This window comes from Bacillus sp. NPDC060175, from assembly GCF_042728695.1.
In the GTDB taxonomy this organism is placed as follows: Bacteria; Bacillota; Bacilli; order Bacillales; family Bacillaceae_G; genus Bacillus_A.
In genome coordinates, this window is the sequence record NZ_JBHWYR010000043.1 from 16,375 (window position 1) to 30,404 (window position 14,030).

Below are 14,030 nucleotides of genomic sequence, written 5' to 3' on the forward strand. Positions count from 1 at the left end.
AAAAATCAGGAGGAAATTATGCAAAAGAAAAGTACTAAAAGGCACATTTCAATGGTTTCATTAGTTTTTCTAGTATTATTTTCAGTGCTGAATGTATGGGCTCCAGTTATTCAAGCCGCTGTGATAAAAAATCCAGTGGACGAGATTAATATTTCCCGTACTGATGGCACAACATCTGAACCATATCAGGCCTCAGACGGTATGAAAGTAGAAGTGAAGTGGTCAGCTAAAGAGCAAATAAAAGCTGGAGATCAATTCACAATTGATATGCCAAAAGAATTTAGAAAAGACCTTATGAATATGAGTTTTCCTTTAAAAGATGCTGAAGGAAAAACAGTTGGTACATGTGAGATGAAAAAGGGTCTATTAACGTGTACTATGGGTGATTATGTAGAAGGAAAGAATAACGTTAAAGGTTCTTTATTTGTAGAATTCTACTTTGGTCTAGAAGCATATGATGGTGTGAAAGAAATTCCATTAGAATTTAACGTTGATGGTCAAATCGTAAATAAAGAAGTAAATGTAAGTAATACGACAGAGAGACCGAAGCCACAGCCCAATACAGATAATCTATTGAAATGGGGTTCTTATAATCAAGAAGATCCGTCCATTGCTGATTGGCTTGTATATGTAAATGCAACTGGAACTGAAATGCAAGATCTTAAATTAACAGACACATTAGGACCTGGGCACGAGTTAATTACAGACAGCGTAGTATTAGAAGAGGCTGTATTTGAAGATGGTTATGCACCAACAAATATTAAACCAGCAGATTTATCTAAAATTAAAATCAATGCAACGAAGACTGGATTTACAATTGAATTCCCAGACAGTTCAAAAGGTTATATTTTAAGATATAAAACAAAGATTACAAATCCTGCTGCAAAACCTCATAAAAATACAGTGAAATTAGAAGGCAAAAATATTAAAACTGAAGAAAAAGTAGGACAAGTATTCGTAAGTGGTGGGGGAGGAACCGGTTCAGGTGACGATAATCCACCTAGCATTGAAAAGAATATAGTTGATGAGAATGGTAAGCTTGTAGAGAATCAGCAGTTAACACAAATGGATCAACCTATTCAATACCAAGTTGGTACGCATATACCGAAAGATCCGCCTAAGTATACATCAATGGTAATTAGTGATGATTTAGAAGATGTTTTAGAAGTATTAGAGGCAAAAGTATATGATCAAAATGGCCAAGATATTACTTCTAAAGGAACACTAACGATAGATAAACAAAAAAGTGAAGTAACATTTACGTTCGGTGAGAGTTTTGACTATAAGTCATATGAAGACCAGATAATTAACTTGAATATTAAGGCGAAAATTAAAGCTGATGCAGACTTATCTTCTTATGTAGATAAGAAGATTCCTAATAAAGCAGAGTTACATTATGATGATAATAAATTAACATCGAATGAAGTAACGGTCACGCCGCCTGAACCTCCAAAAGACGGTACAGTAGCTATTCATAAAATAGATGCTGAGAATCCGAATAAAGGGTTAACAGGTGCAGAATTTGAAGTTCGAAATAGTGCGGATAAGGTTGTTGCAGTACTGAAAACGGACGAAAACGGTTTTTCGGTACCTCAAACTTTAGCTCCTGGGACGTATAAAGTTTATGAAACAGTAGCACCAGAAGGATATCAAAAATTAAAAAGTCCATTAGAAGTTACACTTCAAGCTGGAGAAACAAAAACAATTGAAATTAAAAATACTATGCAAAAGGGTCAAATTGAATTAAAGAAAATTGATTCGGAAAATGGTGAAAAACCATTAGCAAATGCAGAGTTTGATATAGTAAAAGACGGTGTAGTAGTTGAACATATTGTTACAGATAAAGATGGTAAGGCAATCTCTAAACCGTTAGCACCAGGAAAATATATTTTAAAAGAAACGAAAGCGCCTGAAGGATACCAATTAAAAGAAAAAGAGTTCGAAGTAAATGTAACAGGGGACGGCATATTCCCAATAAAAGTAGAAAATACGATGGTAGACAAGGGTAATGTAGAAATTACAAAAGTGGACAAAGAAAACGGTGCAGTATTAGCGGGTGTCGAATTTGAAGTCCAAAATGAGAAAAGTGAAGTAGTAAGAAAAGTAACAACGGATAAAGATGGAAAAGCAAACGTTTCAGATCTATCAGTAGGAAAGTACAAATTAGTAGAGACGAAAAGCTTACCAGGTTACAAGAAACTAACAGAACCAGTATCATTTGAGATTACAAAAGGTATGACGACAGTCCTATCATTAAAAGTAGAGAACGAACTGCTAGATAAAGGATCAGTAGAAATTACAAAAGTAGATAAAGACAGTCAAAAAGTATTAGCGGGCGTAGTCTTCGAAGTGCAAGATGAGCAAGGCAAAGTAGTAACAGAAGTAAAGACAGATAAAGATGGAAAAGCAAAAATATCAGACTTATCCGTAGGAAAGTACAAACTAGTAGAGAAAGAAAGCTTACCAGGCTATAAAAAACTAACAGAACCAGTATCATTCGAAATTAAAAAAGGTATGACAGAAGTCTTATCAATAAAAGTAGAGAATGAGCAGTTAGACAAAGGATCAGTAGAAATTACAAAAGTAGATAAAGAGAGCCAGAAAGCATTAGAAGGCGTAGTCTTCGAAGTGCAAGATGAGCAAGGCAAAGTAGTAACAGAAGTAAAAACAGATAAAAAAGGTAAAGCAAACATCGCTGATTTATCAGTAGGAAAGTACAAATTAGTAGAGAAAGAAAGCTTACCAGGTTACAAAAAATTAACAGAACCAGTATCATTCGAAATCAAAAAAGGTATGACGAAAGTTTTATCATTGAAAGTAGAGAATGAACTGTTAGATAAAGGTTCAGTAGAAATTACAAAAGTGGACAAAGAAAGTGGCGCGGCATTGGCAGGCGTAACATTCGAAGTGCAAGATGAAAAAGATAAAGTAGTAACAAAAGTAACAACAGATAAAGATGGAAAAGCAAACGTTTCAAATTTATCAGTAGGAAAATATAAGCTAGTAGAGGTAGAAAGCTTACCAGGATACAAAAAATTAGAAAAGCCTGTACCATTTGAAATTAAAAAAGGTATGACAAAATCTCTAGCGTTCACTGTAGAAAATGAAATGGTAGATACAGGGAATGTAGAAATCACAAAAATAGATAAAGATAGTAAAGCACCATTAGAAGGTGTTGCGTTTGAAGTACGTGATTCAAAAGGGAAAGTAGTTGCTAAAGTAAAAACGGATAAAGAAGGAAAAGCAAACGTTTCAGATTTATCTATTGGAAAGTATGAGTTGGTGGAGGTAGAAACACCAGCCGGATACAAACCACTAGAAAAACCAATTTTATTCGAAATTGAAAAAGGTAGAGTTACAGCATTACAATTAACTGTCGAAAATGAATTAGTGGATACAGGAAATGTAGAAATTACAAAAATAGACAAAGAAACGAAAGATGCTTTAGCTGATGCAGTATTTGAGATTCAAGACGAAGCAGGACAAGTAGTTGCTAAAATAACGACAGATAAAAAAGGACAAGCAAAGGTTACTAATTTATCAGTTGGCACATACAAGTTGGTAGAAGTAAAAGCACCAAAAGGATATAAACAATTAGTAAATCCGATTACTTTCCAAGTTGAAAAAGGCATGACAAAATCTCTTGCTTTAACAGTAGAAAACGAAATGTTAGACAAAGGATCAGTGGAAATCACAAAAGTGGATAAAGATAGCCAGAAAGCATTAGAAGGCGTAGTCTTCGAAGTGCAAGACGAAAAGGGCAAAGTAGTAGCAAAAGTAACGACAGATAAAGAAGGAAAAGTAAACGTTTCAGATCTATCTGTAGGAAGTTACAAATTAGTAGAGGTAGAAAGCTTACCAGGTTACAAAAAGCTAACAGAACCAGTATCATTTGAAATTAAAAAAGGTATGACGAAGGTCCTATCATTGAAAGTAGAGAATGAGCAGTTAGACAAAGGTTCAGTAGAAATTACAAAAGTAGATAAAGAGAGCCAAAAAGCATTAGCAGGCGTAGTCTTTGAAGTGCAAGATGAGCAAGGTAAAGTAGTAACAGAAGTAACAACAGATAAAGAAGGAAAAGCGAAAATTACTGATTTATCAGTAGGTAAGTACAAATTAGTAGAGACGAAAAGCTTACCAGGATACAAGAAGTTAACAGAACCAGTATCATTTGAAATTAAAAAAGGTATGACGGAAGTCTTATCATTGAAAGTAGAGAATGAACAGTTAGACAAAGGTTCAGTGGAAATTACAAAAATGGCTGCTGAAAGCAAGAAAGTATTATCAGGAGCTGTGTTTGAAGTTCATGATGAAAAAGGAAAAGTAGTAGCGAAAGTAACAACAGATAAAGATGGAAAAGCAAAAGTCTCAGATCTATCTGTAGGTAACTACACACTAGTAGAAGTAGAAGCACCAAAAGGATATGAAAAATTAACTAATCCAATTCCATTTGAAATTACAAAAGGGATGATAATTTCAGTTCAATTAGAAGTATTAAACAAATTGAGTCATTTAGCACCACCAGATCCAGAAAAACCTGGAACAACAGATCCAGAGAAGCCTGAAACAACAGATCCAGAAAAACCTGGAACAACGAATCCAGAGAAGCCTGAAACAACAGATCCAGAAAAACCTGGAACAACGAATCCAGAGAAGCCTGAAACAACAAATCCAGAAAAACCTGGAACAACGAATCCAGAGAAACCTGGAACAACGAATCCAGAGAAGCCTGGAACAACGAATCCAGAGAAACCTGGAAAAGAATTACCGAAGACAGGGCAGAAAATGCCTGTGGAACCATATATGGGAGCACTTCTTGTAATGATGAGTTTTGGCTTACTTGCATTAGGTAGAAAAAAACAGAGATAATGAAAGTGAAAAGGTATCCTCAAAGTATTTGAGGATACCTTTTTTATATTATTTGGCATAAAAAAAGCATCTAGCAAAAGTACTAGATGCAAATAAAAACACAAGGGAAGATAAATGTCTTCCCGTTTCCCGTATGTAATTATATCAAAAAAATTATAAAAAACTAGCTTTATTTTTAATATAATGAATGTGTGAAGCTATGAAAGTAAAAGATTACACTGTTTTCATAGTGTTTTATTAAGAAAAGGAGTTATGTCTATGATTAATTTCAAACCAGAAAATTTAAACCAACTACTAAAAGTGACGCTTATAAGTGCGAATAAGTCTTATGACGCGATTAAAGATTATGAATTTACGGGAGAAGCGGTAGCATTCCGTATAGATTTTGAGTATATAGATGTTGCTCTTATGGTTACAGATATGTTAGGGAGATCTGCTTCTAAATTTAACATTTTGCCATATGCTCGTCCTAATACGAATGAACTAGATTATATTCAGTTTCAGGTGTATTCAATTAATGAAGGGAATTTTAAAGAAATGCTCGACACGATGTAAGGAACTATAATTTTACAAAACTGTATATAACAACTAATATATAAGTAATAAATTCATATAATTGGAGTGATGAGATGCAGCCGTTAGAAAAAGAGATTCATTCTAATATGCTGAAAGTGTGGAGAATTCACGCTTTAATTGGAGCAGCAGTTATACTAGCAGTCGTAATTGCCTATTTCTTTTTTATGATTAATTTTCATTGGTGGGGCTGGTTGTTTGGGCTGTTAGTAACAGGAGCCATTATATACATACCACTCGATTATTTCGTGTTTCCAAATTTACGTCAGCGTTATTATAGTTACAGATTAAATGAAGAAGAGATTGAGATTCAAAAGGGAATGTTTGTTGTTAAGCGCGTACTTATTCCGATGATCCGTGTACAGCACGTTACGATTGAACAAGGACCGATTATGAGAAAGTATAATTTAGCAGAATTACATATTTCAACAGCGGCAACTTCTCATAGTATTCCTGGTTTAACGAAAGAAGAAGCAGAACAATTGAAAAGACAAATTGGAGAACTTGCGAAAGTGAGTGATGAGGATGTATAAGAGGCAACATCCGATTACGATTTTATTAGGTATTAGGGTTGCGAGTTTGTTGCCACTTATTATTCTTGTTTTATTTAAACCTGACGAACAAGTGGAACCTTGGTATTTATTTTATCTTTTCCTTTTGTTTGTTTTATTCATTATGGCTATTTTTTCAGCAATCAAATGGTATTTCAAAGTGTACTGGATTGAGAATAATATTTTACATATAAAACACGGTGTTTTTGTGAAGAAGGAAAGTTATTTAAATAAAGACCGTGTGCAAAATATTAGTACGTCTTCTAACGTTATTTATCAATTACTTGGGCTGACGAAGTTAAACATAGAAGTAGCGGGCGGCGGTAGTGAGCCAGAAGTGATGTTAGCTGGTATTAAAGAAGACGAGGCAAAACATTTAATCTCTTTATTACATAAGAAAGAAGTTACTGTAAATGAAGAAATAGAAGAGGAAGAAAGCAAGACGGTTTATCAGTTAACATCGAAAGAAGTTTTAGCAGCAGCGATTACATCTGGTCGGTTGGGACTAGTGTTTTCTGGACTAGTACTTCTTTACACAAAGTTTAATTTTGTTCTTCCGGAAAGGTTCACAAATAAAATAGAAGTGTATGTGATGGGGAATGGTGTCTATAAACTAATTGTAATTGCAGTAATTTTAATGGCAATTTCATGGATTGTTTCTACGGCGGGATATGTGTTAAAATATGCAAACTTTAAAATTGAGCGAAAAGGGGAAGAGATTTGTATCGTTCAAGGGTTATTTGAAAAGAAAGAGTTTGTCTTAAAATTGCACCGCATTCAAGCGATTACTGTGAAAGAAGGTATTTTTCGCCAACCATTTGGTTATTGTGCTGTTGAAGTGGAAGCAATTCAAAGTATTGGAGCAGCAAGTAACGAAGTGATGCTGCATCCTTTTATGAAGAAAAAAGATGTACAGCACCTGCTCACATATTTAGAGTTACCTTATGAAATCGAAGAGGAGATCGTTCACTTACCAAAAACAGCGTTGCGTCGTTATTTCATTATAGGCTGGTTAATAAGTATCATGCTCGCGGTTCCAATTGTCGGCGTGAGTATATATTTTAAACAATATATCGCTTTATTTGTTCTTTTACCGTTATTTATCGTGTTTTCGTTACTTGCGTATGCTAGATATAAAAGTGGCGGCTATGCAATAAGAGAAAATCAACTAACGGTCGTGTACCGTGATTTTGCGAAATATACAGGAATGATGCGACGAAGACATGTTCAAGCAGTGGGCGCTATAATCAATCGTATTTTCAAAGGAAAGATGAATTATGTACTACTCCTGTAGCGGTAGCTGGGCGCGGTTATGAAGTGAAGCATATGCGTAAAGAAGATTCGCTTTGTATATATAATTGGTACAAAGAAAAAGGAAACACCAGTGTGTAATGGTGTTTCCTTTTTTGTGTCGTCATTTGTCGATAAGTCGATATATTCGAAAAATCGCTGATATAATTTCATGTACCGTAGCCCTGGAGGAACCACAAGAAACCTAAACTAACACATCAAAAGTAGTCACGAACGAAGGACGAGAGAAAATGCTTTTTTGCTGCTCTGCATGTGGATGCGCCTGAGCCTGAGCTTGTCCCTCTGCTTGTGCAGGACGTTTTTTATGAGCGTTTTCGAATGAACGTGATTCTGTCCAGTCTTTAAAGTTTTGCTCTGTTTCCCACATCGTTAAAATGACGTATGTATCATTACTTAATGGGCGAAGAACGCGGATTGCTTGGAAGCCTGGTTCGTTTTCGATAAGACCTGCTCGGTTTTTAAAGCGGTTTTCAAATACAGGGCGACCTTCGTCTGTTACCGAAATGTTGTTACAAACGATGTAGCCAGGTTGTCCTTTAAATTCTCCAACAGCGTCTAATACGTCATACTGAAGTGCAGATTCTACAGATTCTTCAGTATTTTCTTTATAAAACATATCTTTTTCGTTATTTTTTGCAGTGAAATGTGCTTGTTCTAGAGGTGTTTCGTATGAAATAATAGCCTTCATTTTAATGCCCCCTTTATAGTTTGTCTCTATTATATCAACTCTTGTGAAAAACTTCGAAGATTATATACATAAAGATACTCCTTTTTCAAATAATAAATGTACCATCATTTGGAAAGAAGGCCGATGTATGAAGAAAGCAAAGTGGACTTTATTAGGCGGGGTAGCAACGTTTGTAGTAGCGATTGTACTCTATAAACTTATTGTATTAACTGGTGGCTATATGATGGATGAAAAGCAGCTTGTTTTCCACTCTTCATCACGTATCGTTGACCAGAAAGGAAAAGAAATTACGAAGTTATATGTAGAAAATAGAGAGCTCGTGCCGATCGAAGAAATTCCAAAGTATGTGCAGCAAGCATTTATTGCGGTGGAAGATTCTCGTTTTTATGAGCATCAAGGAATTGATTATCCTTCTATATTTCGGGCGCTTTATAAAGACGCGTTAGCTGGAGAGAAGGTAGAAGGCGGTAGTACGATTACGCAGCAACTAGCTAAAAATGTCTTTTTAACTCGCGAAAAAACATTTACGCGTAAATTGAAAGAGGTCGCAATTTCTCTTCAATTAGAGCAAAAATATACGAAGCAGCAAATTCTTGAAATGTATATGAACCATATTTATTTTGGCCACGGGGCATATGGAATTCAAGCGGCGGCTAAATTGTATTTTAATAAAAATGTAGAGGATTTAACAGTGGAAGAGGGGGCGATGCTTGCAGGGCTCCCGAAAGCGCCAAATGGCTATTCACCTTACTTCTCTCCTGAGAAGAGTAAAGAGCGCCGTGATCTTGTTTTGTCACTTATGCATAAACAAGGCTATTTAACAGCGGAAGATAGTGTTCGTTACCAAGGGAAAACAATCGCTCTTTATAAAAATGCAGATGAACGTGAACTCGCATATATGCCGTATATCGATATGGTTATAGATGAAGCAGCTCGTTTATATGGTTTATCGCATCAAGAAGTACTACGCGGAGGATATACATTTGTCGTACCGATGGATGAAAAAGTTCAAAAGGTGGCATATAACCAGTTTCAAGATGCGAGAAATTTCCCTGGTAAAGAAAACGGGGCACAAGGTGCATTTTTATTAATGGATAACCAGACTGGTGGAATTAAAGCCGCGATTGGCGGAAGAGAATATGTTCCGAGAGGGCTTAATCGTGTTTTTGCAAAGCGGCAGCCTGGTTCTGTTTTAAAACCACTTATCGTATATGGACCAGCACTCGAGACGAAGAAATATAATCCATATTCTTTATTAACGAATGAAAAAAGTTCGTTTGAAGGTTATGAACCTCGAAATTATAATCATGAGTATACGCAAGAGATGACGATGTACGATGCGGTATTAGAATCAGCAAACGTGCCAGCTGTATCTTTATTAAATGAATTAGGGGTAGATGAGGGAAAGCAATATTTAGAGAAAGGGAATGTTCATATTGCGGACTCAGGTTTAAGCACAGCACTTGGCGGGCTTAAAAACGGTGTTTCTCCATTTGATCTTGTCAAAATGTACCGATCTTTTTTAGCAAACGGGAATATTATCGAACCGCACGTTATTGATAAAGTGTTAAATAGACACGGGGCAGTCATTGGAGAATCATCAAAAGCTGAAACGAAAGTCTTTTCGAAGCAAACGGCATGGTATATGACAAAGATGCTTGAAGGAGTTGTGAAAGAAGGTACGGCGAAAGCTGGCGTATATAATGGAGCTTTAGCTGGAAAAACAGGCACAACTTCACTGCCGAATGATGACCATGGTGCGCGCGATATGTGGTTCGTTGGATATACACCGAATTTAGTAGGTGCAGTTTGGATTGGCTATGACCGCACCGATAAAGAGCATCAATTACAAGATGGAAATGCATCTGCAACGATGTTATTTAAAAAGATTTTAACGAAAGCAAATATACAAGATAAAGCGAGTTTTCATAGGCCAAAAGGTGTTGAAACAATTGGACTGCCAATTCGTTTAGATAAGATTCAAAACGTGGAAGCAAAACTAGCATTTAGTCCTTTCGGTTTATTTGCAATGAAACTAAGCTGGACGCCGCTTCCTGATGAGCGAATTATGTACCGGATTTATAAAGTTGAAAAAGGAATGCATACTCACGTTGGAACAGTAAAAGGAACAGGGAAATATGAGGAAAAGTTTATAAATATATTCTCAAAACCAAGTTTTTACGTTGTACCATATAACACACAAACGAACCGCGAGGGAGAAAAGTCAAAAGTAGCTAAACCATAGTTTTTCTCTGTGTTATAATAAGAATGTTGTGAAAATAGTAAGCGGTTTTACGAATGTTTGTGTCAATTTAATGAACAACGTACATAATGTTATGCATTTTGTTTTTACAAGCTGTATAGTAAAAAAAGATAAATATCGGAATAGAGCATATTTAAAGAAAAAGCATTGGTAAGGAAGGGAGCTAGGGTCTTGGTAAGAACTATAAATGAGACATTTTTAAAAGCATGTAGGGGGGAACGTACAGAGTATGTACCAGCATGGTATATGCGTCAAGCAGGTCGTTCACAGCCGGAATATAGAAAGATAAAAGAGAAATATTCTTTATTTGAAATTACACATAATCCAGAGTTGTGCGCTTACGTTACAAAGTTGCCAGTTGATCAATATAACGTAGACGCAGCAATTCTTTATAAAGATATTATGTCACCACTACCTGCAATTGGTGTTGATGTGGAAATTAAATCTGGCATTGGTCCAGTTATCGATAATCCAATCCGTTCTTTACAAGACGTAGAAAAATTAGGGGAAATCAATCCAGAAGATGACGTACCTTACATACTAGATACAATTCGTTTATTAACGACAGAAATGTTAGATGTACCGTTAATCGGTTTTTCAGGAGCTCCATTTACGTTAGCGAGCTATATGATTGAAGGCGGTCCTTCTCGTAACTATCATAATACGAAAGCGTTTATGTATGCAGAGCCGAAAGCTTGGTTCGCTTTAATGGATAAGCTTGCAGATATGGTTATTACATATTTAAAAGCGCAAATTAATGCAGGAGCAAAAGCGGTTCAAATTTTCGATTCTTGGGTTGGAGCAGTAAATGTAGCGGATTACCGTATATTTATTAAACCAGCGATGGAGCGTATTTTTGCAGAAGTTCGCCCGATGGGTGTTCCAATGATTATGCACGGCGTAGGTGCTGCACATTTAGTGAATGAATGGCACGACTTACCGCTTGATGTAGTAGGTTTAGATTGGCGCTTACCGATTGAAGAAGCACGCGCACGTGGTGTTCATAAGGCGGTACAAGGAAATATGGATCCTTCATTCTTATTAGCACCTTGGCCTGTTATTGAAGAACATGTAAAAGGTATTTTAGATCAAGGGATGAAAGAGCCAGGTTATATCTTTAACTTAGGTCACGGTGTATTCCCAGAAGTAAATCCAGATATATTAAAACGCTTAACTACATTTATTCATGAGTACTCTAAAGAACAGTTAGCGAAGTAAAGGAGATTGTCTGTATGAAAAAGAAAATTGGTTTGCTTGTAATGGCATACGGAACGCCATATAAAGAAGAAGATATTGAACGTTACTATACACATATTCGCAGAGGAAGAAAGCCAAGTCCTGAAATGCTAGAAGATTTAACAGAGCGTTACCGTGCAATTGGTGGTATTTCTCCTTTAGCTACTATTACATTAGAGCAAGCTAAAAAGTTAGAGACGCGTTTAAATGAAATGCAAAATGAAGTAGAGTACTGCATGTATCTTGGTTTAAAACATATTGAACCGTTCATTGAAGATGCAGTACAAGCTATGCATAAGGATGGAATAGAAGATGCAATTGCACTCGTTCTTGCCCCTCACTATTCTACTTTTAGCGTGAAGTCGTATGTAGGACGAGCGCAAGAAGAAGCAGAAAAACTTGGAAACTTAACAATTCACGGCATCGATAGCTGGTATAAAGAACCGAAATTTATTCAGTATTGGGTTGATGCAGTGAAAGGTATATATAACGGTATGTCAGAAGCAGAACGTGAAAAAGCTGTGTTAATCGTATCTGCTCATAGCTTACCAGAGAAAATTATCGCACTCGGCGATCCATATCCAGATCAATTAAATGAAACAGCTGACTATATTGCACGCGGTGCTGAAGTAGCAAATTATGCAGTTGGCTGGCAAAGTGCCGGAAATACACCAGATCCTTGGATTGGTCCAGATGTACAAGATTTAACGAGAGAACTAAATGAAAAGTACGGCTACAGTTCATTCGTATATGCACCAGTTGGATTTGTTGCAGAACATTTAGAAGTTTTATATGACAATGACTTTGAGTGTAAAGTTGTAACGGATGAAATTGGCGCGAAATATTATCGTCCAGAAATGCCAAACGCAACATCTGCATTTATCGACTGTTTAGCAGATGTGGTATTAAAGAAAAAAGAATCTGTATTGTAAGAAGAAAGGGGGAGAGCCTGCTTGAGGAAAAAAGTTGTGATCGTCGGCGGTGGCATCACCGGATTAACAGCAATGTATAACTTACAAAAAAATAATCATGAAAAAAACTTGCCGATCGATACATTACTTATAGAAGCATCGGGTAAACTTGGCGGGAAAATTCAAACCGTTCAAAAAGATGGATTTACAATTGAACGTGGCCCTGATTCTTTCTTAGCAAGAAAAGAGAGCGCAGCTAAGTTAGTGAAAGAATTAGGACTTGATGCTGAACTTGTAAATAATAAGGCCGGTCAATCGTTCGTTCTTGTAAACAATCGGTTACATAAAATGCCGAGCGGTTCAATGATGGGAATTCCAACGCAAATTAAGCCGTTTCTATTTTCCGGCTTGTTCTCCCCAATTGGTAAACTAAGAGCTGGTTTTGATCTGTTAATGCCTAGATCAAAGCCAGTATCTGACCAATCGCTCGGGCAGTTTTTCAGGCACCGTCTTGGAAATGAAGTCGTTGAAAATTTAATTGAGCCATTATTATCTGGTATTTATGCAGGGGATATTGATGAAATGAGTTTAATGTCAACATTCCCTCAAATTTATCAAATTGAACAGGAGCACCGTAGTATTTCACTCGGTATGCGTACGCTCGCTCCAAAACAAGAGAAGGCTGAAATAAAAAAGGGAATCTTTAAAACTGTGAAAAACGGTTTAGAATCTATAGTAGAATCTCTTGAATTGAAGATTCCTAATGATATGGTAATGAAGGGAACTCGTATTGAAAAAGTTATAAAACTCGGTGATAGTTATACGATTACGCTTAGTAACGGAAAAGAAATGGACGCAGATGCGATTGTAGTTGCGACGCCGCATAAAGTATTGCCGTCTATGTTTACGCAGTACAAGCAGTTTCGTTTCTTCCGTAACATTCCGTCTACATCAGTTGCAAACGTGGCACTTGCTTTCCCGAAATCAGCTATTCAGCGTGATATTGATGGTACGGGATTTGTCGTATCAAGAAATAGTGATTACACGATTACAGCGTGTACGTGGACACATAAAAAATGGCCACATACAACGCCAGAAGGAAAAACGCTTCTTCGCTGCTACGTCGGACGCCCAGGTGATGAAGCAGTTGTAGAACAAACGGACGAAGAAATTGTGCAGCTCGTATTAGAAGACTTACAAAAGACAATGGATATTACAGAGGATCCAGAGTTTACAATTGTAAGCCGCTGGAAAGAAGCAATGCCTCAATATACAGTAGGCCATAACGAGCGAATGAAGAAACTCACAATATTTATGGAGAAAGAGTTGCCAGGTGTGTATTTGGCAGGTAGTTCTTACGCTGGTTCTGGTCTTCCGGACTGTATTGAGCAAGGTGAGAGAGCGGCAAAGTGTGTGTTATCTCATTTAGAGAAAGTAATTGCAAACGAATTAGTCGCACATTAAAATATTTCAAACAAAACGCCTTCAATATAATTGAAGGCGTTTTGTTTATTGGATAAAATACCTGATAGTCAATAAACCTATATAAGTTATTTTGTATTATAGTTTGAAAACTTGTAAATTAGATGAATTTTGTGTAAAAGTTGTCGAAATATAGTTCTATATAA

At 36.4% G+C, this 14,030-nt stretch carries 8 protein-coding genes and 1 pseudogene; 8 read left to right on the forward strand and 1 reads right to left on the reverse strand.

Annotated elements, in window-relative coordinates:
• The first annotated feature begins 18 nt into the window (after positions 1–18).
• The 4 genes and pseudogenes from ACFWDE_RS19960 (at position 19) to ACFWDE_RS19975 (ending at position 7,385) form a co-directional block, all read left to right on the forward strand.
• Positions 19–4,869, forward strand: coding sequence for a SpaA isopeptide-forming pilin-related protein (locus ACFWDE_RS19960; protein WP_377894220.1), 4,851 nt, complete (start codon positions 19–21; stop codon positions 4,867–4,869).
• Between the two features lie 258 nt (positions 4,870–5,127).
• The gene (locus ACFWDE_RS19965) at positions 5,128–5,424 is read left to right on the forward strand and encodes a protoporphyrinogen oxidase (RefSeq protein WP_377894223.1); all 297 of its coding nucleotides are present in this window, start codon (positions 5,128–5,130) and stop codon (positions 5,422–5,424) included.
• A gap of 74 nt (positions 5,425–5,498) precedes the next feature.
• The gene (locus tag ACFWDE_RS19970; protein ID WP_377894225.1) at positions 5,499–5,975 is read left to right on the forward strand and encodes a PH domain-containing protein; all 477 of its coding nucleotides are present in this window, start codon (positions 5,499–5,501) and stop codon (positions 5,973–5,975) included.
• A pseudogene (locus tag ACFWDE_RS19975) lies at positions 5,968–7,385 on the forward strand (PH domain-containing protein). The gene ACFWDE_RS19970 and the pseudogene ACFWDE_RS19975 overlap by 8 nt, the downstream one beginning before the upstream one ends.
• 103 nt (positions 7,386–7,488) lie before the next feature.
• Here the strand turns inward: ACFWDE_RS19975 and hmoB are convergent.
• The gene (gene hmoB, locus ACFWDE_RS19980) at positions 7,489–7,992 is read right to left on the reverse strand and encodes a heme-degrading monooxygenase HmoB (protein ID WP_000644084.1); all 504 of its coding nucleotides are present in this window, start codon (positions 7,990–7,992) and stop codon (positions 7,489–7,491) included.
• Between the two features lie 127 nt (positions 7,993–8,119).
• Here hmoB and ACFWDE_RS19985 point away from each other — a divergent pair, with 127 nt between their 5' ends.
• The 4 genes from ACFWDE_RS19985 (at position 8,120) to hemY (ending at position 13,866) form a co-directional block, all read left to right on the forward strand.
• The gene (locus ACFWDE_RS19985; RefSeq protein WP_377894228.1) at positions 8,120–10,237 is read left to right on the forward strand and encodes a transglycosylase domain-containing protein; all 2,118 of its coding nucleotides are present in this window, start codon (positions 8,120–8,122) and stop codon (positions 10,235–10,237) included.
• A 189-nt stretch (positions 10,238–10,426) separates the two neighbouring features.
• Positions 10,427–11,473, forward strand: a complete 1,047-nt coding sequence (gene hemE / locus ACFWDE_RS19990; RefSeq protein WP_377894230.1) for a uroporphyrinogen decarboxylase — start codon at positions 10,427–10,429, stop codon at positions 11,471–11,473.
• Positions 11,474–11,487: 14 nt separating this feature from the next.
• Positions 11,488–12,423, forward strand: coding sequence for a ferrochelatase (gene hemH, locus ACFWDE_RS19995; protein ID WP_377894231.1), 936 nt, complete (start codon positions 11,488–11,490; stop codon positions 12,421–12,423).
• A 21-nt stretch (positions 12,424–12,444) separates the two neighbouring features.
• Positions 12,445–13,866, forward strand: a complete 1,422-nt coding sequence (hemY, locus tag ACFWDE_RS20000; protein WP_377894232.1) for a protoporphyrinogen oxidase — start codon at positions 12,445–12,447, stop codon at positions 13,864–13,866.
• Positions 13,867–14,030: the final 164 nt, after the last annotated feature.

Excerpts from the sequence above, each read along its gene's own strand:
- hemH (WP_377894231.1), top strand. The coding sequence starts at position 11,488 with ATGAAAAAGAAAATTGGTTTGCTTGTAATGGCATACGGAACGCCATAT.
- ACFWDE_RS19960 (WP_377894220.1), top strand. The coding sequence starts at position 19 with ATGCAAAAGAAAAGTACTAAAAGGCACATTTCAATGGTTTCATTAGTT.
- ACFWDE_RS19970 (WP_377894225.1), top strand. The coding sequence starts at position 5,499 with ATGCAGCCGTTAGAAAAAGAGATTCATTCTAATATGCTGAAAGTGTGG.
- ACFWDE_RS19965 (WP_377894223.1), top strand. The coding sequence starts at position 5,128 with ATGATTAATTTCAAACCAGAAAATTTAAACCAACTACTAAAAGTGACG.
- ACFWDE_RS19985 (WP_377894228.1), top strand. The coding sequence starts at position 8,120 with ATGAAGAAAGCAAAGTGGACTTTATTAGGCGGGGTAGCAACGTTTGTA.
- hmoB (WP_000644084.1), bottom strand. The coding sequence starts at position 7,992 with ATGAAGGCTATTATTTCATACGAAACACCTCTAGAACAAGCACATTTC.